This is a genomic window from Nocardia sp. CA-135398 (assembly GCF_050955845.1).
Classification (GTDB): domain Bacteria; phylum Actinomycetota; class Actinomycetes; order Mycobacteriales; family Mycobacteriaceae; genus Nocardia.
This window is the reverse complement of sequence record NZ_CP192084.1, coordinates 3,469,879-3,492,138: the sequence shown is the minus strand read 5'-3', so window position 1 is coordinate 3,492,138 and position 22,260 is coordinate 3,469,879. Positions and strand designations below refer to the sequence as shown.

Annotated in this window: 21 protein-coding genes; 13 read left to right on the top strand and 8 right to left on the bottom strand. The window is 66.2% G+C overall.

Annotated features, from left to right (window positions below; translation table 11 throughout):
- Positions 1-16: 16 nt before the first annotated feature.
- The gene (locus tag ACQP1T_RS15475; RefSeq protein ID WP_433760946.1) at positions 17-1,432 is read left to right on the top strand and encodes an FAD-dependent monooxygenase; all 1,416 of its coding nucleotides are present in this window, start codon (positions 17-19) and stop codon (positions 1,430-1,432) included.
- 1 nt (position 1,433) lies between these two features.
- Here the strand turns inward: ACQP1T_RS15475 and ACQP1T_RS15470 are convergent, their stop codons facing one another.
- Positions 1,434-2,423, bottom strand: coding sequence for a heme o synthase (locus ACQP1T_RS15470; RefSeq protein ID WP_433760944.1), 990 nt, complete (start codon positions 2,421-2,423; stop codon positions 1,434-1,436).
- Positions 2,424-2,728: 305 nt separating this feature from the next.
- Between ACQP1T_RS15470 and tkt the strand changes: the two genes are divergently transcribed.
- The 5 genes from tkt to pgl are packed head-to-tail and all read left to right on the top strand — an operon-like array spanning position 2,729 to position 9,230.
- Positions 2,729-4,870: a transketolase gene (gene tkt, locus ACQP1T_RS15465; protein WP_433760942.1), complete on the top strand. Its 2,142-nt coding sequence runs from the start codon at positions 2,729-2,731 to the stop codon at positions 4,868-4,870.
- 6 nt (positions 4,871-4,876) lie between these two features.
- On the top strand, positions 4,877-6,007 hold the full coding sequence (gene tal, locus ACQP1T_RS15460; RefSeq protein ID WP_433760940.1) for a transaldolase: 1,131 nt from the start codon (positions 4,877-4,879) through the stop codon (positions 6,005-6,007).
- Positions 6,008-6,011: 4 nt separating this feature from the next.
- Positions 6,012-7,571, top strand: a complete 1,560-nt coding sequence (gene zwf / locus ACQP1T_RS15455; protein ID WP_433760938.1) for a glucose-6-phosphate dehydrogenase — start codon at positions 6,012-6,014, stop codon at positions 7,569-7,571.
- Positions 7,568-8,476, top strand: coding sequence for a glucose-6-phosphate dehydrogenase assembly protein OpcA (gene opcA / locus ACQP1T_RS15450; protein ID WP_433760936.1), 909 nt, complete (start codon positions 7,568-7,570; stop codon positions 8,474-8,476). Before zwf ends, opcA begins: the two co-directional genes overlap by 4 nt.
- Positions 8,469-9,230, top strand: a complete 762-nt coding sequence (pgl, locus tag ACQP1T_RS15445) for a 6-phosphogluconolactonase (RefSeq protein ID WP_433760934.1) — start codon at positions 8,469-8,471, stop codon at positions 9,228-9,230. The genes opcA and pgl overlap by 8 nt, the downstream gene beginning before the upstream one ends.
- On the opposite strand, the gene ACQP1T_RS15440 is transcribed toward pgl, so the two are convergent.
- Positions 9,227-10,000, bottom strand: a complete 774-nt coding sequence (locus ACQP1T_RS15440) for an amidohydrolase family protein (RefSeq protein WP_433760932.1) — start codon at positions 9,998-10,000, stop codon at positions 9,227-9,229. The two genes, pgl and ACQP1T_RS15440, sit on opposite strands and share 4 nt — an antisense overlap.
- Before the next feature lie 65 nt (positions 10,001-10,065).
- Between ACQP1T_RS15440 and ACQP1T_RS15435 the strand changes: the two genes are divergently transcribed.
- From ACQP1T_RS15435 to ACQP1T_RS15425, 3 genes are all read left to right on the top strand, one after another.
- Positions 10,066-10,419: a MerR family transcriptional regulator gene (locus ACQP1T_RS15435; protein WP_433760930.1), complete on the top strand. Its 354-nt coding sequence runs from the start codon at positions 10,066-10,068 to the stop codon at positions 10,417-10,419.
- Between the two features lie 138 nt (positions 10,420-10,557).
- Positions 10,558-12,732: a thiamine pyrophosphate-dependent enzyme gene (locus ACQP1T_RS15430; protein WP_433760928.1), complete on the top strand. Its 2,175-nt coding sequence runs from the start codon at positions 10,558-10,560 to the stop codon at positions 12,730-12,732.
- Between the two features lie 155 nt (positions 12,733-12,887).
- The gene (locus ACQP1T_RS15425) at positions 12,888-13,367 is read left to right on the top strand and encodes a hypothetical protein (RefSeq protein ID WP_433760926.1); all 480 of its coding nucleotides are present in this window, start codon (positions 12,888-12,890) and stop codon (positions 13,365-13,367) included.
- Positions 13,368-13,372: 5 nt separating this feature from the next.
- On the opposite strand, the gene ACQP1T_RS15420 is transcribed toward ACQP1T_RS15425, so the two are convergent.
- Entirely contained in the window at positions 13,373-14,359 is a 987-nt protein-coding gene (locus ACQP1T_RS15420; RefSeq protein ID WP_433760924.1) for an alpha/beta fold hydrolase, read from the bottom strand.
- A 54-nt stretch (positions 14,360-14,413) separates the two neighbouring features.
- Between ACQP1T_RS15420 and ACQP1T_RS15415 the strand changes: the two genes are divergently transcribed.
- Positions 14,414-15,262 (top strand): SDR family NAD(P)-dependent oxidoreductase, encoded by an 849-nt coding sequence (locus ACQP1T_RS15415; protein ID WP_433760922.1) that lies wholly within the window; start codon positions 14,414-14,416, stop codon positions 15,260-15,262.
- A 3-nt stretch (positions 15,263-15,265) separates the two neighbouring features.
- On the opposite strand, the gene ACQP1T_RS15410 is transcribed toward ACQP1T_RS15415, so the two are convergent.
- Positions 15,266-16,099 (bottom strand): LysR family transcriptional regulator, encoded by an 834-nt coding sequence (locus ACQP1T_RS15410; RefSeq protein WP_433760920.1) that lies wholly within the window; start codon positions 16,097-16,099, stop codon positions 15,266-15,268.
- Positions 16,100-16,169: 70 nt separating this feature from the next.
- Between ACQP1T_RS15410 and ACQP1T_RS15405 the strand changes: the two genes are divergently transcribed.
- Entirely contained in the window at positions 16,170-17,303 is a 1,134-nt protein-coding gene (locus tag ACQP1T_RS15405; protein WP_433760918.1) for a YbfB/YjiJ family MFS transporter, read from the top strand.
- Here the strand turns inward: ACQP1T_RS15405 and secG are convergent.
- The 4 genes from secG to ACQP1T_RS15385 are packed head-to-tail and all read right to left on the bottom strand — an operon-like array spanning position 17,290 to position 20,763.
- The gene (gene secG, locus ACQP1T_RS15400) at positions 17,290-17,523 is read right to left on the bottom strand and encodes a preprotein translocase subunit SecG (RefSeq protein ID WP_062991810.1); all 234 of its coding nucleotides are present in this window, start codon (positions 17,521-17,523) and stop codon (positions 17,290-17,292) included. The two genes, ACQP1T_RS15405 and secG, sit on opposite strands and share 14 nt — an antisense overlap.
- 58 nt (positions 17,524-17,581) lie before the next feature.
- Positions 17,582-19,192, bottom strand: coding sequence for an MFS transporter (locus ACQP1T_RS15395; RefSeq protein ID WP_433760916.1), 1,611 nt, complete (start codon positions 19,190-19,192; stop codon positions 17,582-17,584).
- Between the two features lie 36 nt (positions 19,193-19,228).
- A complete protein-coding gene (locus ACQP1T_RS15390) occupies positions 19,229-19,882 on the bottom strand; it encodes a hypothetical protein (protein ID WP_433760915.1) in 654 nt (217 codons plus the stop codon).
- A complete protein-coding gene (locus tag ACQP1T_RS15385; RefSeq protein ID WP_433760913.1) occupies positions 19,879-20,763 on the bottom strand; it encodes a hypothetical protein in 885 nt (294 codons plus the stop codon). The genes ACQP1T_RS15390 and ACQP1T_RS15385 overlap by 4 nt, the downstream gene beginning before the upstream one ends.
- A gap of 176 nt (positions 20,764-20,939) precedes the next feature.
- Here ACQP1T_RS15385 and ACQP1T_RS15380 point away from each other — a divergent pair, with 176 nt between their 5' ends.
- Positions 20,940-21,734 (top strand): META domain-containing protein, encoded by a 795-nt coding sequence (locus ACQP1T_RS15380; protein WP_433760911.1) that lies wholly within the window; start codon positions 20,940-20,942, stop codon positions 21,732-21,734.
- A gap of 2 nt (positions 21,735-21,736) precedes the next feature.
- The gene (locus tag ACQP1T_RS15375; RefSeq protein ID WP_433760908.1) at positions 21,737-22,255 is read left to right on the top strand and encodes a hypothetical protein; all 519 of its coding nucleotides are present in this window, start codon (positions 21,737-21,739) and stop codon (positions 22,253-22,255) included.
- Positions 22,256-22,260 lie beyond the last annotated feature (5 nt).

The following is a 22,260-nucleotide window of genomic DNA, read 5'->3' as shown; positions in this document are numbered from 1 at the left end:
TCAGTACGGAGATATCGTGCACGCGCAAGTACTCATCGCAGGCGCCGGACCCACCGGCCTCACCCTCGCCATCGACCTGGCCCGCCGCAATATCCCGGTGCGCATTATCGACCGGGCCACCGAATTCTTCGCCGGATCGCGCGGCGACGGCATCCAACCGCGCACCCTCGAAGTCTTCGACGATCTCGGCGTACTGGATGCGGTCCGCCGGGCCGGATCACCGACACCGGTCATCCGCGCATACTCCGGCAATCAATTCGCGGGCGAACATCGGATGGCCGAACCGGTCGAGCCGACGCCGGCGGTCCCCTATCCCAACCCCTGGGTGCTCGGGCAGTCGCATACCGAGGCGATACTGCGGGACCGGCTCGCGGAGTTCGGCGTTCGGGTCGAACTCGCCACGGCGCTGGTCACTTTCGAACAGGACGAGACCGGCGTCAACGTCGAGCTGGCGCACGACGGTATCACCGAGACGCTGAGTGTCGCCTATCTCGTCGGCGCGGACGGCGGCAAGAGCACCGTCCGAAAGACGCTCGGCATTCCGTTCGAAGGCAGCACCGACGATTCGATCCGCATGTTGCTCGGCGATGTCAGTGCCGACGCACTCGATCACGACTACGGCTACTGGTTCGCCGCGGCCGGTCACCCGATGGAGGGAATCATATTGTCCCCGTTGCCCGGTGGCAGCCAGTTCCAGTTCGGCGCACCATTGGATACCGACGCCGAGCCTACCCTCGAGGTGCTGCAGGAGTTCGTCGACCGCTACGCCGGAGGTCTGGATATCGTCCTCACCGATCTCACCTGGGCAACGGTGTGGCGGCCGAATATCCGTCTGGCGCAACGGTTCCGGGAAGGCCGGGTGTTCCTCGCGGGCGATGCCGCGCATGTGCATCCGCCCACCGGCGGACAGGGCATGAACACCGGCATCCAGGACGCCTACAACCTCGGCTGGAAGCTCGCCGCCGCTGTCGCGGGCGACGAATCACTGCTGGACAGTTACGAAGCCGAGCGACGCACGGTAGCCGCACGGGTGCTCGGCATCAGTACCGAACTGCTGGACAAGCTGGTCGACGGCGCCGAGGACGCGATGCAGCGCGGCGCGGAGACGCGTCAATTGGATATCACTTACCGCGATCCCGCCGACCACGGTGTGCTCGTCACGGGTGACCGCGCGCCCGACGCACCGGTCAAAGATGCCGAGGGGCGGCCGATTCGACTGTTCGACCTGTTCCGCGGACCGCATGCGACGCTGCTGTCATTCGGCGAAACCGACGCGCCGGCCGAACCCGGTGCCGAGGTATACCGAGTGATCCGCCCCGGCGACAAGGCGACCGGACCTTACGTCGTGGATGTCGACGGTCACGCCTTCGCCGCCTATCACGCGGTCGACGGCACCACCGTACGAATCCGGCCCGACGGATACCTCGGCTGACCTAGCCGAAGAAGCTGCCGATCGTGTCCCATCCGAGCACCGAATCCACCGCGAGACCACAGAACACAACGGCCAGATAGTTGTTGGACTGTAGGAACAGTCGCAGCGGCTTCACCGATTCACCACGTCGCACACCGGAGTACAGCTGGTGCGCCATGAGCAGGAACCACGCTCCGGCCACCAGCGCGACCGCCGCGTAGACCACACCGGTCGCCGGGGCCAGCGCGAGGGTGGTGAGCACGGTGAGCCAGGTGTAGATGACGATCTGCTTGGTGACGGCCCGCTCGGTGGCCACGACCGGCAGCATCGGCACCCCGGCCGCGCGATAGTCCTCTTTGTAGCGCATGGCCAACGCCCAGGTGTGCGGCGGCGTCCAGAAGAAGATGACACCGAACAGCGCGATCGCGGGCCAGCCGATATTTCCGGTCACCGCCGACCAGCCGACCAGCGCGGGCATACATCCGGCCGCCCCGCCCCAGACCACATTCTGCGAGGTCCGGCGCTTGAGGCCGAGGGTGTACACGAAGACATAGAACAGGATCGTCGCGACAACCAGCAGACCACTGAGCAGATTCGCCTGCCACCACAACCAGGCGAAAGACCCGATACCGAGCGTCACACCGAAGACGAAGGCGTGCGAAGTCGGCACGGCCTCTCTGGCCAGCGGTCGCTTCGCGGTCCGCTTCATCACCTTGTCGATATCGGCGTCGGCGACACAGTTGAGGGTGTTCGCGCTCGCGGCGCCCATCCAACCGCCGAACAGCGTGGCCAGGATCAGTCCGATATCGACATGGCCGCGGTCGGCCAGGAGCATGGTCGGAATGGTCGCGACCAGCAGCAGCTCGATGACGCGCGGCTTGGTCAACGCGATATAGGCCAGCGGTCGCCGCAGTAGTCGGGACAGCAGGCCATCGCCGGTCAACCGGTCGGCCAGCGCCGTCGCGGAGGAGCCGTGTGCGCCATTGCCACCCGGCTGTTGCCCAATCCGCACTGTCTCTCCTCGCACGCTGTGCATCGCATCCGGCATAACCACTACCGCCCTCCCCCTGCTCGAGCTGGTGCGAGGCGGTAACTACTACAGACGATGGTAGACCCAGCCGCACAGCCTTCTTTCCATAGCCCCTCGCTCCGGCACGCTGTCGCAGCGATTCGACACCGAAGTAAGCCGGGTTCCTCACATGCCGGTCATCGGGCACATCTAGGGTAGTTGGGGTAAACCGGTTCGCATTCCACCGCTGCCGTGCGTGCACCCCCTGCGCCACCGTCGACGAAACCAATGTCAGGAGAACCTCGGTCGTGTCAGTCACAGACGACATCCGCGCCCTCACTCAGCCGAACCACCCGGACGACTGGACGGATCTGGACACCAAGGCCGTCGACACCGTTCGGGTTCTGGCCGCCGATTCGGTGCAGAACGCCGGGAACGGGCACCCCGGCACCGCGATGAGCCTCGCACCGCTGGCCTACACCCTCTACCAGCGCACCATGCGCCTGGACCCGAGCGATCCGAGCTGGGTCGGCCGGGACCGCTTCGTGCTGTCCTGCGGCCACTCCAGCATCACCCAGTACATCCAGCTCTACCTTGCCGGATACGGTCTGGAGCTGAACGACCTCGAACATCTGCGCAAGTGGGGCTCGCTCACCCCCGGACACCCCGAGTTCCGCCACACCGACGGCGTCGAGATCACCACCGGTCCGCTGGGCCAGGGTCTGGCCTCCGCGGTCGGCATGGCAATGGCGGCACGGCGTGAACGCGGCCTGTTCGATCCGGACGCCGCACCGGGCACCAGCCCGTTCGACCACTTCATCTACGTCATCACCTCCGACGGTGATATGGAGGAGGGCGTCACCTCCGAGGCCTCCTCACTCGCGGGCACCCAGCAGCTCGGCAACCTGGTCGTCATCTACGACGACAACAAGATCTCCATCGAGGACGACACCACCATCGCCTTCACCGAGGATGTCGCCGAGCGCTATGCCGCCTACGGCTGGCATGTGCAGGTGGTCGAGGGCGGCGAGGATGTCGTCGCCATCGAGGCGGCGCTGGCCGCGGCCAAGGCGGAGACCGGTAGGCCCTCGATCATCGTGCTGCGCACCATCATCGGCTACCCGGCCCCGAACAAGATGAACACCGGCGCCGCGCACGGTGCCGCACTCGGCGCCGACGAGGTGGCCGCCACCAAGAAGATCCTCGGCTTCGACCCGGACAAGAACTTCCAGGTCGACGACGATGTCATCGCGCACACCCGCAAGGTCATCGAGCGCGGGCAGCAGGCACATGAGGCCTGGCAGCAGCAGTTCGACGCGTGGGCCGCCGCCAACCCGGACAACAAGGCGCTGTTCGATCGGCTCGCCAAGCGTGATCTGCCCGAGGGCTGGGCCGCGAATCTGCCGACCTACGAGGCGGATCCGAAGGGGATGGCCACCCGTAAGGCGTCCGGCAAGGTGCTCGCCGCGCTGGCACCGGTGCTGCCGGAGCTGTGGGGCGGTTCGGCCGACCTCGCCGAATCCAACAACACCACCATGCCCGACGCGCCGAGCTTCGGTCCGGAGTCGATCTCGACCGGTATGTGGAAGGCCAACCCGTACGGCCGCACCCTGCACTTCGGTGTGCGCGAGCACGCCATGGGCGCGATCCTCAACGGCATCGCGCTGCACGGCCCGACTCGCCCCTACGGCGGCACGTTCCTGGTCTTCTCCGATTACATGCGTCCGGCCGTACGCCTGGCCGCGCTGATGCGGGTGCCCGCGATCTACGTCTGGACGCACGACTCCATCGGCCTCGGCGAGGACGGCCCGACCCATCAGCCGATCGAACATCTCGCCGCGCTGCGCGCTATTCCGGGTCTGAACGTGGTCCGCCCCGGCGACGCCAACGAAACCACCTATGCTTGGCGCACCATTCTGGAGCGCGACAGCAGCGAGCACACTTCGCACTTCTCGGTCTCCGAACCCGCCCACCAGGACGGGCCGTCCGCGCTCGCGCTGACCCGCCAGGATCTGCCGATCCTCGAGGGCACCAGCTACGAAGGTGTCAAGAAGGGTGGCTACGTGCTGGCCGAGGCGTCCACCGGGACACCGCAGCTCATCCTGATCGCGACCGGATCCGAGCTGCAGCTCGCCGTCGCCGCCCGCACTACGCTGGAGGCGCAGGGCATCGGCACCCGCGTGGTCTCGATGCCGTGCGTGGAGTGGTTCGACGCGCAGGACAAGGCATATCGGGACGAGGTGCTGCCGCCGGCGGTCGCCGCTCGCGTGGCCGTCGAGGCCGGTATCGCGATGCCGTGGTACCGGTTCACCGGTGACGCGGGCGAGATCGTTTCGATCGAGCACTTCGGTGCCTCGGCCGATTTCAAGACCCTGTTCCGCGAATTCGGGATCACCGCGGAAGCCGTAGTCGCTGCCGCGCAGCGCACCCTGGACAATGTGAAGGGATAAGAGCTCATGGCACAGAACGAAAACCTCGCCGCCCTCTCCGCCGCGGGCGTCTCGGTGTGGCTCGATGATCTGTCGCGGGACCGGATCCAGTCCGGCAACCTCGCCGAGCTCATCGAAACCCGCAGCGTCGTCGGCGTCACCACCAATCCGACCATCTTCCAGGGCGCCCTGAGTCAGGGTCATGCCTACGACGGTCAGGTGAAAGAGCTTGCGGCCCAAGGCGCGGATGTGGATTCCGCGATCCGGACCATCACCACCGATGATGTGCGTGCGGCCTGCGATGTGCTTGCCGGGGTCTACGAGGCCAGCAACGGCGTCGACGGCCGGGTCTCCATCGAGGTCGACCCGCGCCTGGCATTCGACGCCGAGCAGACGGTCGCACAAGCCATCGACCTGTGGAAGACGGTGGACCGGCCCAACCTGTTCATCAAGATTCCGGCGACCGAGGCGGGCCTGCCCGCGATCACCCGGGTGATCGCGGAGGGCATCAGCGTCAACGTCACCCTGATTTTCTCGGTCAAGCGCTACCGCGAGGTGATGGGCGCCTACCTCGACGGTCTGCGCAATGCCAAGGGCGCCAGCCACGATCTTGCCAAGATCCATTCGGTCGCTTCGTTCTTCGTCTCCCGCGTGGACACCGAGATCGATAAGCGACTCGAGGCCATCGGTACGCCGGAGGCGCTGGCACTGCGCGGACAGGCGGGGGTCGCCAACGCGCGCCTGGCCTACGCCGAATACCAGGATGTCTTCGACGGTGGTTCGCACACCTCGACCTACAACCATCTGGCCGCCGCCGGTGCGAATCGGCAACGGCCGCTGTGGGCTTCGACGGGTGTGAAGAATCCGGAGTACTCGGACACCCTGTATGTCACCGAGCTGGTAGCACCGAATACGGTGAACACGCTGCCGGAGAAGACGCTCGAGGCGGTCGCCGATCACGGCGAGATCCGTGGCGATGCCGTCAGCGGTACCGGCGCGGCCGCGCAGGAGGTCTTCGACAAGCTCACCGCGGTCGGCATCGACCTCGACGACGTGTTCGAGGTACTCGAGCGCGAGGGTGTGGAGAAGTTCGAGAAGTCGTGGGAGGAGCTGCTTTCCGCCACGGCAGGCGAACTGGCCAAGACCGGAGATAACTGACCCGATGGCCGGCACTCAGACCGATACCTGGAAGAACCCGCTGCGCGACGAGCGGGATAAGCGGGTCCCCCGCATCGCGGGACCGTGCAGCATGGTGATTTTCGGCGTCACCGGCGATCTGTCCCGGAAGAAGCTGATGCCGGCCATCTACGATCTGTCGAACCGGGGGCTGCTGCCGCCGGGCTTCGCACTGGTCGGCTTCGCGCGCCGGGACTATGCGGACGAGGACTTCGCGAATGTCGTGCTCGACGCGGTGAAAGCGCACGCACGCACGCCATTTCGGCAGGAGGTCTGGGATCACCTGGCCGAGGGCATCCGTTTCGTGCAGGGCTCCTTCGACGATGATTCCGCCTTCGCCAAACTCGCCGATGTGCTGGCGAAGCTGGACAAGGATCGCGGCACCGGCGGCAATCACGCCTTCTACCTGTCGATTCCGCCGAATATGTTCCCGGTCGTGCTCGATCAGCTCTCCGAGCACAAACTGGCCCAGCCGACGAGAACCGATGGCGAGGGCCGCAAGCCGTGGCGCCGGGTGGTGATCGAGAAACCGTTCGGCCACGATCTGGACAGTGCGGTCGAACTCAACGCACTGGTCAACCGGGTGTTCCCGGAGGAGACGGTATTCCGCATCGATCACTATCTTGGCAAGGAGACGGTGCAGAACATCCTGGCACTGCGCTTCGCCAACCAGCTCTACGAACCGATCTGGAATGCCAATTATGTCGACCATGTGCAGATCACCATGGCCGAGGACATCGGATTGGGCGGGCGCGCAGGCTATTACGACGGTATCGGCGCGGCCCGCGATGTGATCCAGAACCACCTGCTGCAGTTGCTCGCGCTGACCGCCATGGAAGAGCCGATCAGCTTCGAGCCCAAGCAGTTGCAGGCGGAGAAGATCAAGGTGCTCTCGGCGACCAAACTCGTCGAGCCGCTCGATGAAACCACCGCGCGCGGACAATACGCGGAGGGTTGGCAGGGCGGCGAGCATGTGGTCGGACTGCTCGACGAGGAGGGTTTCGACCCGCAATCGCGCACCGAGACCTACGCGGCGATCACCCTCGAGGTCGACACCCGACGCTGGGCGGGCGTGCCGTTCTACCTGCGCACCGGAAAACGCCTCGGCCGCAGGGTGACCGAGATCGCGGTGGTGTTCAAGCGGGCGCCGCATCTGCCGTTCGACCAGACCATGACCGAGGATCTCGGGCAGAACGCACTGGTCATCCGGGTGCAGCCCGATGAGGGCATTACCACCCGGTTCGGTTCGAAGGTGCCGGGGTCGAGCATGGAAGTGCGCGATGTCAATATGGATTTCAGCTACGGCGAGGCGTTCACCGAATCCTCCCCCGAGGCCTACGAACGCCTGATCCTCGATGTGCTGCTCGGGGTGCCGTCCCTGTTCCCGGTGAACGCGGAGGTCGAATTGTCCTGGCGCATCCTGGATCCGGTGCTCGAGCACTGGGCCGCCGACGGTAAACCCGAACAGTACGAGGCGGGGACCTGGGGTCCGGCCTCGGCCGACGAGGTGTTGCTCCGAACCGGGCGCGAATGGCGGCGGCCATGATCGTCGATATGCCGCAGACCACCACCTCCGATGTCACCAAACGTCTGGTGCGCCTTCGGGAGAGCAATGGTGTGATCACCATGGGCCGGGTGCTGACGCTGGTCGTGTGCACGCTGGACAGCTCCGAGGCCGAGGACGCCATCGACGCCGCCAATGACGCCAGCCGCGAACATCCCTGTCGCGTAGTTGTTTTGGCGCGCGGGGACCGCGAGGCCGAGACCCGATTGGATGCCCAGATCCGCGTCGGCGGTGATGCGGGTGCGGCCGAGGTGATCGTGCTGCGGCTGCAGGGTGATCTGATCAACCACGAGAGCAGCGTCGTCATCCCGTTCCTGCTGCCGGACACCCCGGTGGTGGCCTGGTGGCCGCGCGGCGCCCCGGAGTTCCCTTCCAGGGATTCGGTGGGGCGCTTGGCGACTCGCCGCATCACCGACGCCACCTTCGCGGCCGATCCGCAGGCGACGATCAAGAAGCGGCTCGGCTCCTATGCCTCCGGTGATACCGATCTGGCGTGGAGCCGCATCACCTATTGGCGTGCGCTGCTGGCGGCCGCCATGGACGAACCGCCGTTCGAGCCGGTGGATTCGGTGACCGTCTCCGGACTGCGCGACGAACCCGCACTGGATATGCTCGCGGGCTGGTTGGCCGCCCGGCTGGACTGCCCGGTGCGCCGTCGCTCGGGTGCGTTGCGGGTGGAGGTGCACCGTCCGACGGTGTCGATCGCCATCGAGCGGCCGCAGACCGGGCGCACCGCGACATTGACCCGCACCGGCGACCCGGATCAGCGAATCGCATTGGCGCGCAGGGAAACTCGCGACTGCCTCGCCGAGGAACTGCGACGGCTGGATGCCGACGAGATCTATGCCGAGGCGCTCGCCGGAATCGAGAAGGTGACCTATGAGTGAGCGCGCGAACTTCCCCGCGAACACCGTCGAAGTACACGAGGACACCGACGCCTTGATCGCCGCGGCGGCCGCGCGATTCGTCGCGATCGTGGTGGCCGCACAGGCGGCGCGTGGCACCGCATCGGTGGTGTTGACCGGCGGTGGAACCGGGATCGGACTGTTGGAATTGGTCCGCAAGACACCCGGCGATATCGACTGGTCGCGGCTCGATGTGTTCTGGGGCGATGAGCGATTCGTGCCCGCGGGCGATTCCGAGCGCAATGATCTGCAGGCGCGGCAGGCGCTGCTGGACCATGTGCCGGTGGATCCGTCGCGGGTGCATCCGGTCGCCACATCCGATGGTGAATATCCGGATCCGGTCGAGGCCGCCGCGGAGTATGCGGCGGCGGTGCACGCGCACTTGGCCGAGCACGGGGCCTTCGATCTGCATCTGCTCGGCATGGGTGGCGAGGGGCATGTGAATTCACTGTTCCCGCATACCGATGCGGTGCGGGAACAGCATGAACTCGTTGTCGCGGTATCGGATTCGCCGAAGCCGCCGCCGGTGCGGGTCACGCTGACGCTGCCCGCGGTGCGGCACAGTCGCCAGGTCGTGCTGGTCGTCGGCGGTGCGGCCAAGTCCGAAGCCGTTGCCGCGGCGGTGGCGGGTGCGGATCCGGTGCAGATTCCCGCGGCGGGCGCCGTCGGGTCGGAATCCACTACGTGGCTGTTGGATCGGGATGCCGCCGCGGCATTGCCGGGTGCCACGAGCTAACTCAGCAGCTGCTGCGCTGTCGCGCCGAGGACCAGTTCACGCACATGTGGTGAGCGGGTGGCTCGTTCGACGGTCATGCGTGCGATGACCGGGTCACCGTAGGGCGCATCGGAGCCGAAGAGGGTGCGCTCGGGAATTTCGGCTATGGCCAGGCGGACCGCGAAAACGATACTGGCGGTTGACAGTTCGAGATACATATTCGGCGTATCGCGGACCAGTTCGATCGCATCCATCCAGTGCGCTCCGCCGAGTTGGGAGACGACCAGAGGTACCCGAGGGTAACGGCGCGCGAGGTCGGTCAGGGTGCGCAGGTCGGCGGCGGTCGTCGGCGCGGCGCCGTGGACGACGACAGGAAGTCGTCCGTGGTCGGTCGCGGCACGGAGTACCGGCTCGATGAGAGCCGCTCGGCCGGGCGCCGGGGTCAACTCTCCGATGCCGCGCAGTCCGCGCCCGACTACCTCGCGTTCGACGATGGCTTCGGTCTCGAGCGAGTCGAGCGGAACCGAGGCGAAGCCGATGAAGCGGCTCGGATGGGCGGCGAGTGCTGCGTCGAGTTCGCGTCGAGCCGTTTCGCGGCCGAGGGCACCGTTACCGGCAAGTGCCTGAGTCAGCAGGTCCATCTCCGCACGGAGTTCGGTGAGGCTTGCGGCCCGTTCGGGATGCGGTCGGGTCATGAAGAGAATGGTCTTGTCCACGCCCGCCTCGTCGAGTAGCGCGATGTGGTCGGTGAGCGGGTCGTGGACGTGGCTGTGTGCGTCGATGATCAACATTTCTCCTTGCGGAATCGGGTTACCGACCCGAGTGTTGATCCCTGACACCATGGGAAGGTCAAATCATGCTGATCGGTGAGCTGGCCAGCCGTACCCGCACCAGCGAGCGGCTGCTGCGGTATTACGAGCGGGTCGGGCTGCTGTCGGCCGAACGCCGCCACAATGGGTATCGCGAGTACGACGCGGAAGCCGAGCGGCGTGTCGGGCAGATTCGGGCATTGCTCGCGGCGGGACTCTCCACCCGGGTGATCGGGCAGCTGCTGCCGTGCGCTGTCGACGATGGTGCGTTGCGGGCCTGTCCTGGCGTATTGCCCGCGCTGCGGGATCGGCTGGCGGAGTTGGATCGTCGGGCCGTCGAGCTCGATGCCGCTCGCGATCTGCTGCGGCGCACGATCGAGGAGACCGAGCAGTCACGCTGATGCTGTGTCGATAAATCCGTGATTCATCACCGAGGTACTCGGAGAAGTTTCTCGCAACTACCGAGTTGATCAGAATACTTTCGGAAATCGCACCGAAATCGGGTCCCCGGATCGGCATCCGTCGGAGATGATCACAGCGTGACCGAACAGCGAGTCGATCTTGATGAACGGTTCCGGGCCGAACTATCGGCGCTGGAGCCGCGGCCGAAGCGTCCCGTCGAGCAGCCGCTCGAGGGTGTCGGGCTCACCGGATCCCAATGCCTGGACCTGTTCGAATCACAGGCGACCAGTAGACATCTCGATCTCGCGGCACGCCGGTTGGGCAGCACAAAGCGCGGCTACTACAGCATCGGGTCATCCGGACACGAGGGCAATGCGACGGTGGCAGCGGCCCTGCGTCCCACCGATCCGGCCCTGCTGCACTATCGCTCCGGGGCATTCTTCGTGCATCGGGCCAGGCAAGTGCCCGGTCTCGACCCGATCCGGGATGTGCTGCTCGGCGTGGTCGCGGCGGCCGCCGAACCGATATCCGGCGGCCGACACAAGGTTTTCGGCAGCAAACCAGCCGCGGTGATCCCACAGACCTCCACCATCGCATCACATCTGCCGCGTGCCGTCGGACTCGCCTTCGCGATCGAGCGCGCGGCACGGCTCGGCGTCGGCTGCGAATGGCCGTCGGATTCGGTGGTGCTGTGCAGTTTCGGCGACGCTTCGGCCAATCACTCCACTGCCGCCGGTGCCATCAACGCCGCGATTCACACTGCGCGCCAAGGGGTTCCGCTGCCGCTATTGTTCGTATGCGAGGACAATGGCATCGGCATCAGCGTCCCCACCCCGCCGGGCTGGATCGAACAGTCCTACGGCATCCGCCTCGGTCTGCAGTATTTCGACGCGGACGGCTGCGATCTCCTCGACGCCGCGACAACCGCGACCCAGGCGGTCGATTGGGTGCGTGAACACCGCAAGCCCGCCTTTCTCCACCTGAGCACCGTACGTCTCATGGGCCATGCCGGATCCGATGTCGAATCCGCCTACCGAGGTCCCACCGATATCGCCGCCGACCTGCGCCGCGACCCGGTGACCGCGACCGGTCGCCTCTTGGTCACCTCCGGCCTCGCCACCCCGACCGAAGTCATCGCGCGGTACGACGATATCGGTGGCCGAGTCGCCGCTATGGCCGAATTCGTTTGTCGCGAACCGAAATTGACCTCTGCCGCTGCGGTGACGGCACCGTTGGCCCCGCGGCATCCAGACCTGGTGCAAGCCGATGCGTTGCGACGGGGACACGCGGTTACCCAAGGTGATTCGGTGACATTGGCGCAGGCGATCAATCAGACGCTCGCCGGGCTGCTCGACCGAGACAACGACGTCCTGGTGTTCGGCGAGGATGTCGGGCGCAAGGGCGGCGTGTACGGCGTCACCAAGGGCTTGCAGAAGCAGTTCGGAGTGCGCCGGGTCTTCGATACGCTGCTCGACGAACAGAGCGTGCTCGGCACGGCTCTGGGCGCCGGGCTCGCGGGATTCGTGCCGATTCCGGAGATCCAGTATCTCGCCTACGTGCACAATGCCGCCGATCAGTTGCGCGGGGAAGCCGCCACCTTGTCGTACTTCTCCCAGGGGCAATACCGGAATCCGATGGTCGTCCGCATCGCCGGCTACGGCTATCAGAAGGGGTTCGGCGGCCACTTCCACAACGACAATTCCATTGCGGCACTGCGCGATATCCCGGGCCTGATCATCGCCTCCCCCGCCCGCGCCGATGATGCCGCCGCCATGCTCCGGACCTGCGTCGGCGCCGCTCGCGTCGACGGCCGCGTCTGCGTCTACCTCGAACCCATCGCCCTCTACCACACCCGAGATCTACATCACCCCGGCGATAATGCCTGGCTCGCAACACCTTCCGACACCGATCACATCGCCGTCGGCCGTGCCCGCAGCTACGGCGAAGGCACCGACCTGACCATCGTCACCTTCGCCAACGGCGTCCCCACGAGTCTGCGGGTAGCCCGACGCCTCTCCTCGCGTGGCATCCGAGCCCGCGTCCTCGACCTCCGCTGGCTGTCACCGCTGCCGATCGATGATCTACTTGACCACGCCCGCGCCACCGGTCGAGTCCTCATCGCCGACGAAACCCGCCACACCGGCGGCGTCTCCGAATCCGTCTGCGCCGCCCTGATCGACGCCGGTTTCGACGGCCACGTAGCCCGCGTAACCAGCGAAGACTCCTTCATCCCCCTGGGACCGGCAGCCACTACCGTCCTCCTGGACGAACCCCGAATCGAATCAGCCGCCACCGAACTCGTCACCCGCTGACCTGCCTGAACCGCGCAGTACTCGCCAACCCTCGCACCGGCGGGTACCGGGCACGGATCCGACACGCGGTAGCTCACTTCCCCTGAATCGGATTCGGCGTGGTGACCGAGGAAATACAGTGGACATACGGTGACCAGCGGCGAAAGGGCACGGCTATGACCACGATGTCCATGCTCGGCGAGGTACGACCCGAACACGATCGGGCGATCGAGGAAGGCCGGGTGCTCCTGCACTTTCTGCGGTCGTTCCGCATGCCCGTACTCGACGTATGGTCCGCCTGCGCCGAACACCGGCAATTGGATCGCTGGTTCGGGAAAGTCACCGGCGGTAATGGCAACCTGACCATCGAACCGTTCGACGGGCCCGTCCCTGGCCCCATCGCGATCCGCGTCGAAGACTGCCGCGCACCACATGATCTGGTGATCCACATCGACGGCGGCATTCTGGAACTGCATATGACCCAGGTCGGCGTCGTCACCAATCTGGAACTGATCCGCCGCCACATCTGCCCCGCCGACGCCTGCTCGGTCGGACCGCGCTGGCAGTACCTGTTGGACCGCCTCACCGCCTATCTGGACCGACGCCCACTTCCCAGCTGGGCCGACTACCCCGAATTGACCGACGAATACCGCTGACCCGGCTATTGCGTGAGGGCTGGGTCCGGAACCAGGTCGCGCAGGTGGGTGGTGATCAAGGTGTTGACCTCGTCGGTGCGTTCCAACTGCACCAGGTGACCCGCGTCCGCGATCTTGGTGACGGCACGCAGATCGGGAACGTTCGCGCGCAGGGTCGCGAGCGGGTCACGGCCGCTGAAGCCTTCCATATCCGGATCCCGGTCGCCGTAAAGGAAATAGGTCGGAACGGAGATCTCGGCATCGGCGAATTCGGCGGTGAGTTCCCAGTTCCGATCCAGCACCCGGTACCAGTTGAGACCACCGGTGAAGCCGGTGTGCTCGAAATCCTTTGCCAGGGTGTCGAATTCGGCGATGGAGAGCCAGCGCCACGGCAGCAGCGGGGCCTCGGGAAGAACGTCGAGGTAGCCGGTCCCCTCGGCCGGGAAGCGCCAGGTGTCGAGGTAGTGATAGTCGGCGCTGAGCGAATAGTAGACGCGAGCCAGGAATTCCCTTGTGCGACCGCCTAGTTCGGCATCGGCCACGCCGGGCTTCTGGAAATAGTCCAAGTGCAGGAAGTGACGCTGGGCAGCCTTTGCCCACAACTGCGACGGCGCGCGCGGCGGACGCGGAGCGAACGGGTTATTGAGCACGATGACGCCGCTCACTCGCTCCGGTGCGCGCAACGCCAACTCCCACACCAGTGCCGCCCCGAAGTCCAGTCCGACGAAGACCGCCTGCTCGGCCTCCATATCATCGAGCAGGCCGAGCAGATCGCCGATGACGGCGCGATTGGTGTAGTCCTCGATATCGGAAGGCACATCCGTGCGCCCGTATCCGCGCAAATCCGGCGCGACGGCCCGGTAGCCCGCCGCGGCGACGGCCGCGAGCTGGCGATGCCACATGAACCAGGTGTGCGGAAAGCCGTGACAGAAGACCACCGGATGTCCCTCGCCCTGTTCGGCGACATGCATGCGAATGCCGTTGCTCGTCACGAACCGATGGATCAATTCCACTACGGCCTCCAATAGCTAGAACGTGTTCTTGTTTCACGGTAATGTCCCGGGATCGTGAACGGAATACCTCAGGGTCTAGGCGGCCGGGTCGCGGTGGTGACCGGCGCGAGCCGCGGCATCGGCAAGGGCATCGCGCTGGAGTTGGGCGCTGCGGGCGCCACCGTGTACGTCACCGGGCGCTCGGCCGTACCGGGACGCCTACCGGGGACCGTGCACGCGACCGCGGCCGAGATCGACCTGCTCGGCGGCGTCGGGATTCCGGTCGTCTGCGATCACCGTGACGACGACGCGGTCGAGCGACTATTCGAGCGGATCCGCAATGAGCACGGCCGGCTCGATGTGCTGGTGAACAATGTCTACAACGCACCCGCCGCCGCGCGTTGGCTGGGTAAACCGTTCTGGGAGGTGCCGCCGCAGGCATGGGATGAGACCTTCGATATCGGCGTCCGATCACATTATGTCGCAAGCGTTTTCGCGGCGCCGCTGCTGATCGAGTCGGCGGGCCTCATCACCAATATCTCCTCCCCCGGCGCCGAGCGCTATATGCACAACGCGGTATACGGCGTCGCCAAGGCCGCGCTGGACCGGCTCACCTCGGATATGGCCGACGACCTCGCCGAGGCGGGCGTCACGGTGGTCTCGCTCTGGCCCGGAATCGTCGATACCGAACTGCTGCAAATGGTGCCACGCGATAAGGACGGCCGCCGCGTCGTCACCCTGCCGGGTGAGGGCACCTACGATCTCGACAACGCCGAATCCCCCCGCTTTCCTGGCCGCGCCGTCGTCGCACTGGCCGCCGATCCGGACCGCTGCCAGCGCTCCGGATCGGCTTGGCGCATAGCGGATCTCGCCGAAGAGTACGGTTTCACCGACCTCGACGGCCGCATCCCGCGCAACGACTGAAATTCAGACGAGACTCAGGAAGCGCTGTACCGATCGCAGCGGCGTCGGCTTGACCCGCCAGGTCAGATAGATATGCGAGCGCGGCGCATCCACGATGTCGACATAGACCACGCCCGGATGTGGTGCGCGAGTGCGCGCCAGCACCGGCACAATCCCGATACCGCGTTCGGCCGCCACGAGTTCGATCCATTCGTCGAAATTCGTGCAGGTGATGACGGTGCGGTTCGGATCGGGCGCGTCCCACGATTCGGCATTGGTGGTGCCGGAAACGGTATTGGCCACCAGTGGATAGTGGGCGAGATCGGCCCAGCGCACCTCGATCGCGGTGGCCAGCGGCGAATGCACCGAAACCGCCATTACCCGCTGCTCCGCATCGATTTCGCGGGATTCGAGATGGTGCGGCAACCAGATATCGTTGCGGTGGATGGCGATATCGATCGAGCGGTCGTCGAGTGCCGCCATCGGATCCTCCACGCGGCGCAGCGAAATCCGGCCGCCCATCGCCTCATAGCGGGTTCGGATCGCGGCGAACCAGGCATCGGGTAGCAGCCAGGAGAAGCCGACCTCGATCGTGGCCCGCCTGCGCAGATCCGCCTGGACGGTCTCGATATCGCCGATGATGCGCCTGCTGTGCTCGAGCAGCTCGGCACCCTCGTCGGTCAGCTCGAAGCGCCGGGACGTGCGCTCGATCAACCGGCATTCGACCAGGCGCTCCAATTGCTGGATGGTTCGGGTCAACGCGGGCTGGCTGAGGTGCAGCCGGGCGGCGGCGCGGGTGTAGTTCGCTTCCTCGCAGAGCGCGAGGTACGCCCGCAGATGCCGCAGCTCGATATCCATGCGTCGAGCGTATACATCGTGCACAGAAAGCATTTCACAGGCTGATCCGCGGACCGTACCTTCGGAGGTTGTGACCGCATCAGCTCTGCTCGACACCCCACGCCGCACCCTCACACCGGCACTCGCCGCAGGTGCGGGCCTCGCTGGCGCCGTCGGTGTCGGGCGCTTCGCCTACACACCCCTGCTGCCCGCGATGGTGGACGCGCACCACATCGATGCCCACGATGGCGCGCTCATCGCCGCCGCCAACTATGCGGGCTATCTGGCAGGCGCGGTGCTGCTGGCGCGTCGCCCGGAGCTGAACAGCCGCAATACTTTTCGCATCTCGGCCGTGGTCCTGGTGGCCAGCGAAGCACTGGTCGCACTGCCCGGCCCGACGGTGCTCCCTGCGCTGCTGCGACTGATCGCGGGCGTGGCCAGCGCGGTGATCTTCGTCGGCTGTGCGGGCGCGATCGCTCGCCTCGCTGGCCGCGCGCACGCGGCGGGCATCGCCTTCGGCGGGGTCGGATTCGGTATCGCGCTCACCGGATTGCTCGCCCTGGCAGCGCGGCCGGTGATGTCCTGGCAGGGCCTGTGGCTCGGTGCCGCCGGGCTGACCGCCGTGCTCTTGCTGCCCGCCTTCCGACTGGATATTCACGGCGGGCACAGCACCGAGGTGGTCCGCGCGAAACGTCCGAGCACGGCGTGGCGCGCGCTACTCATCGCCTACACGCTCGAAGGGGTCGGCTATATCGTGATCGGCACCTTCTTGGTCGCCGCCGTCGGCGCGCACAATGCGACGGTCGGCTCGGCGATGTGGGTGATCGTCGGCGCGGCCGCCGCACCGGCGGTGCTCTGGAGCATTGCCGCACATCGCTGGACGCCGACGACCGCACTGGTCCTCGGGCTACTCGCGCAATGCGCGTCGTCGGCCCTGCTCGCTTGGTCGACGACGATGTGGTCGGCGATCATCGCGGCGGCGCTGTTCGGCGGGACGTTCATGGGCATCTGCATGCTCGCGATCCAGCTCGGCATCGAATTGACCGACCACCGGGCCGCGGCCACACTCACGGCGGGGTATGGCGCGGGGCAGATGCTGGGTCCCCTGGTCGTCGCACCGGTGATCGGCGACGGTTATGCGATGGCCTTCATAATCGCGACCCTGGTGCTGGCGGCGGCGACAGCGGCGGCCGTCATCGTCGCCAGGCAAATCAAGCGAACTTGATCTCCAAGCCGATGCCGAGGATGGCGATGAGCCAGATCAGGCCGGTGAAGATGGTGATGCGGTCGAGGTTCTTCTCGACGACGGTAGAACCCGACAGGCTGGACTGCACGCCGCCACCAAACAAGCTGGACAGACCTCCACCCTTGGCGCGGTGCAGCAGCACCAGCAGCACCAGCAGCACGCTGGTGATGATCAGGAGGATATCCAGGAACATCCGCATGCCGGACAGTCTATGGGTGTGCGCCGGCACCCGCATAATCACCCCGGCTCGACACGACCTACGGTGTGTCTACCGCGACCAGGTGCGTGGTGGTGTCCTGGCCGATCATGAACTCCGCGACGGCGCGTTCGCGCAGCTGATCCTGGGCGGTGAGCCGCACCTGATGCTGGTGCATATGCTCCGACCAGGAGCGCACCACGAACGCCTCGACATAGCGGTCGACCACCCCGACATCGCGATACAGCCGCCATTCCATCGCACCGGTACGCTGCATGGACCGTCCGACGAACACCATCGCGGCCAGGAATTCGTCGACCTTCTCCGGCGGGACATCGTAGGTGCGCAGCACCAGCACCGGTCCGTCCTCGGGATCCGGTTCGACGACAAGCTGCGGCTCCGGCCAGAAGGCGCTCGGGCTCAGATCCAATTCCTCCGCATTGTGGCGGATCGGCAGCCAGACCGAACTCAGCGCGGAACCTGCCAACAGCACAGCGGCCGCAAGCAGTGCGGCCACCGGCCCCACCGCGCCAGCGACCAGACCCCACACGAGCGAACCGAGTGCCTGGCCGCCCATGAATACCAGCATGTACACCGACAACCCGCGCGCCCGCACCCATGCGGGCAACAGCAATTGCATGGTCGCGTTCATCGTCGACATCGCGAGCAGCCAGGCGAATCCGGCCCCGACCAGCAGTATCAGCACCACCGGCACGCTGTGCAGCACCGCTACACCCGCCGAGGCGATGCCGAACAGGATCGCGGCCGCCGTCAAGCGTTGCGTGGGCGTCAGCAGGGCGCGGACCCGCCCCAGGCCGACCGCACCCGTCACCGCACCGAGCCCGAGCGCGCCGAGCAGCAGGCCATAACCGGACGAGGACAAGCCGAGCTCGTCACGGGCGATGACCGGCAGCAGCGCCCACACCGCACTCGCCGGGGCGATGAACAGAATCGAGCGCAACAGCACCCGACGGATCGCGGGCGCCGCGCGAATGAACCGGGTGCCAGCCTGCAGCGCGGCCAGCGGACGTTCACTGGGCAGCTTCCGTTCCTTCGTCGGTCTGCGCCAGCTGAGCAGCACCGTGACGATGCCGACGAACGAGACCGCATTCAGCGCGAAAACCAGCGTCGGCCCCGACACCGAAACCAGCACACCCGCGATAGCGGGCCCGACCGCGCGCCCGATATTGATATTCATACTGCCCAGCGCGGCGGCGGACGGAATCTCTTCGCGCGCAACGAGTTCCGGCTGAATGGCCTGCCATGAGGGCCCGGTCAGCGCCTGCCCGCACCCGAGCAGGAACAGCAACGTCAACAGCACACCCGGAGTGGTGTGCCCGGTCGCCGTCGACACCGCGAGCACCGCCGCCAACACCGCCATCGCAGACTGCGCGCCCAGCAACAACCTGCGCCGATCCAACAGATCCGCCAACACCCCCGACGGAATCGATAACAGCATCACCGGCAATGTCGTCGCCGTCTGCACGAAAGCCACCAATGTCGCGGCATTGGGCGCATCGACCAGAATCCACTGCGCCCCAACGGTTTGCATCCAGGTACCAAGGTTCGAGACCAACTGCGCGATCCAGAGCGCCCGATAGATTCGCGACCGTAGCGGCGCCCAGGTGGATAAAGGTGTCGTCGCATCGGCTGTGGTCACGGGCCCGAGCATAGCTACGGGTCGAAATACGTGCCGTTCGCTAATTCCTCAGTGGTGCGGAGTTGATGGCCGAGGCCTGGGTGCGGCTCGGGCCGGGGCGGTGGCAGGCCGGGGCGGCTGGTAGTCGAGCAGCGGGATCGGCCGCCGCAGATCGACCATGGTGGCCAGCGGGATCGGGTGTTCGCGCTTGATGATGGGCCCGACTTCCGGCGCGCCGATCGAGACCGTCACGGTGCAGTCACCAGGACCCAACGCCGCCAGCATGCCATCGCGGACGGTTGCCACGAGTGGCCGAACCAGCACCGCGACACAGAGTTCGAGCTCGAATTCGCCCACCTGGCTGCCGTCGACGGTTACCTCGAGGCGCGGACTGTAGCTCCGCGTGACCTCGTGTTCGAACAGCTCGACCTGCTCGACTCCGCCCGCCCGAGTACGCATCGCCGCACTGTGCAGTCGCTGGTAACGACGCCAACCCGCGACCGCGACGCCGCCGAGGTCGACCTCGAGCAACCCGTCCACCGCCCTGGCCACCTCGCGCAGCGCCGCCGACCGCAGGACCTCGGTAGCGACCGGTGTTCTGCGCAGCGCCAACTGCTCGACCCCACTCTCATGCAGGCGCTCGGCCAATTCCCCCTCCACGACCTCACGCGCTACCCGCCCGAACAACACCGCGCGAGCCGTCATCGATATCGGTCTCGTCATCGCGAAACCTCCCTTACCTGCAACTGCGGCTCACCGACACTCAGCCGAACCCGAACGGCCGGAACAGTGCGACGCATGAACTCCCGAATATGAATCAACGGCCTCGATGCCCCCGCCACCTGCACGCTTACCAGCGGCGGGCGCGGATTACTGCGGGCAGGGCGCGAGGGATCGACGGCCTGCTTACGCCGTCGGCGCAGTACAAGCGTCGCCACACCAACGGCGAGGAGGAACACGCCGATGCCCAACGCTCCCCCAACGTGGTTGCCCCGCTGCGGATCGTCCGCCGTCGGCCCTGCGGTCGGCGTATCGGATGGTTCCACCACAGCCGCTTGTGTGGTGCTCGTAGCGATCGGCTTGGTAGTGGTCGTGGTAACCGGCTTGGTGGTGGTCGTAGTAACCGGCTTGGTGGTGGTCGTGGTGGTCGCGCCGGACCGGGGGGCGATCGTGATCTGCCGGACCGCAGATTCTTCCCAGCCGCATGCGGCGCTGATTGTCTGCGGGCCGGTTGCGGCCTGATTGGACACGTCGATGGAAGTTTCGAATGAACCCTGGGAGACCGTCGCGTTCTGCGGCGAACCGGACCAGCTCGGGGTAATCCTGACCTCCGTACAGCGCCAGTTATCGCCGCTGACTGTGAACCGCGTGCCGCGTTCCGCACGGGATGGCACACCGTTGAAGGTGGGGTCGGGACGCTTACAAGTCTCCCCCACCGCTGTCGGAGTCGTAGGGCACGACCCGGCCTGTCCGGTTGTTGTCGAAGATATGGTCGGCGAAGGTGTGGTCGTCGAAGGCTCCGACATCGCCATCGGTACCGACACCGCGCCGACCACCGCCGCCGCGGCCACCGCGACAAGAAACGCTCGCACCTCACCTCTCATGGCTACCTCTCCGAAACGCGGATCGCCGAGCATCGATCCGTGTCCCGGATTCAAGTCTGTGCCCGCCCCGACACACCGACATGAGTAACCCACTACCTGTTTCGACGGACGCACCCGCCGCGACGGCCAGCTGAGTTCCACGGTTTTCCAGCGGCGACGCCCGTACCATCGGCTACATGTCGGCTACATCGGTGCGCGTGGGGGTCCTGTTCGCTGTGGCGGCCGGTCTGGTGGCCGGGTGTTCGGATGACGATAAGAAAGCGGAGAAACCGGCGGGCTCGCCGATGGGGCGGACATTCATCTCGACCGGGGTCGAGGGGCTGCAGATTCCAGGCGGCGGACCGATGACGCTCACCTTTGCCGATGGCAAGATCTCGGCGAACTCCGGCTGTAATACCGCCGATGGCACGGTCGATCTCACCGACGGAATCCTGCATGTCGGCACACTCGCGAGCACACTGCTGGCATGTCCGGAGGAACGTGGCCTGGCCGATAGTTGGCAGGACACGGTGTTGACCTCGCTGCCCAAATGGCGGGTCGACGATTCGACACTGACGCTGACCGGCAAGGAAATAACGGTCACGTTGCTGGACAAGAAGGTCGCCCAGCCCGATAAGCCGCTCATCGGCACGACGTGGATCGTCTCCGCCCTGATGACGCCCGATGCGCAGATCCGTTCGCAGACACTCGACGATGTAAAGCCCTCACTCACCATCGCGGCCGACGGTGCGGTCTCCGGCAGCGCCGGATGCAACCGCATGACCGGTCACGCCACCCCGTCACCGGCCGCCAACGGTCCGGATGTCACATTCCAGATCGGCACCACGAAGATGGCGTGCGCACCGGAGATCATGGAAATCGAGCAGGCGGTGCTGAAGGCCCTCGACGGCAAGACGACGGCCACCATCGACGCGGACACTCTGATCCTGCGCAACGCCAACGGCTTCGGCCTCACCCTGCGCGCGGCATAGCCGTGGACCAAAACGCGTCCCGCACACCGGATCTGCGCCACCCGGACCGCAAACGCACCTGGCATACCGAGATCGGTCCGTGGCCGGATCTTCCGTCCGCCCACATCGAGAAGCTGCCCGCGCCGCCGTCACCGGTGACCCTCGTCCGCTACGCCGAGCTCTACACCGCCGCGGGCCGCGTCCGCCGCACCGAAAACGGCGGCTGGGATATGGACACCGTCACCGCGCTACTTGCCGCGCGCGACGAATTCCTGCACACCACCTTCACTTTGGGCTTTATCGACCCCGATGGCGCACTCTCGGCCGAATGCTCGGTCGGCATCTTCGATAGCACAGCCAGGCTGTACATCGTGCACGCCACCAAGCAGCCCGCAGAACTCGCCCACCTGCTGCGCGGCACCCTGTACCGATTACACGTGCACTATCCGGACGTGCGGACCGCCGAGGTCTCGATGGACCCGCACGACGAGCCTTTGGAGCTGGCGCTCACCGCCTGCGGTTTCATAGTGAACCACCTCTGATCGGG

Bases quoted from the DNA above. Each gene is read 5' to 3' on its own strand.
- tal (WP_433760940.1), top strand. From the start codon at position 4,877: ATGGCACAGAACGAAAACCTCGCCGCCCTCTCCGCCGCGGGCGTCTCG.
- ACQP1T_RS15395 (WP_433760916.1), bottom strand. From the start codon at position 19,192: ATGCTCGGGCCCGTGACCACAGCCGATGCGACGACACCTTTATCCACC.
- ACQP1T_RS15390 (WP_433760915.1), bottom strand. From the start codon at position 19,882: ATGACGAGACCGATATCGATGACGGCTCGCGCGGTGTTGTTCGGGCGG.
- ACQP1T_RS15435 (WP_433760930.1), top strand. From the start codon at position 10,066: ATGCTGATCGGTGAGCTGGCCAGCCGTACCCGCACCAGCGAGCGGCTG.
- pgl (WP_433760934.1), top strand. From the start codon at position 8,469: ATGAGTGAGCGCGCGAACTTCCCCGCGAACACCGTCGAAGTACACGAG.
- zwf (WP_433760938.1), top strand. From the start codon at position 6,012: ATGGCCGGCACTCAGACCGATACCTGGAAGAACCCGCTGCGCGACGAG.
- ACQP1T_RS15440 (WP_433760932.1), bottom strand. From the start codon at position 10,000: ATGTTGATCATCGACGCACACAGCCACGTCCACGACCCGCTCACCGAC.
- secG (WP_062991810.1), bottom strand. From the start codon at position 17,523: ATGCGGATGTTCCTGGATATCCTCCTGATCATCACCAGCGTGCTGCTG.
- ACQP1T_RS15385 (WP_433760913.1), bottom strand. From the start codon at position 20,763: ATGAGAGGTGAGGTGCGAGCGTTTCTTGTCGCGGTGGCCGCGGCGGCG.
- opcA (WP_433760936.1), top strand. From the start codon at position 7,568: ATGATCGTCGATATGCCGCAGACCACCACCTCCGATGTCACCAAACGT.
- ACQP1T_RS15425 (WP_433760926.1), top strand. From the start codon at position 12,888: ATGACCACGATGTCCATGCTCGGCGAGGTACGACCCGAACACGATCGG.
- ACQP1T_RS15410 (WP_433760920.1), bottom strand. From the start codon at position 16,099: ATGGATATCGAGCTGCGGCATCTGCGGGCGTACCTCGCGCTCTGCGAG.
- ACQP1T_RS15380 (WP_433760911.1), top strand. From the start codon at position 20,940: ATGTCGGCTACATCGGTGCGCGTGGGGGTCCTGTTCGCTGTGGCGGCC.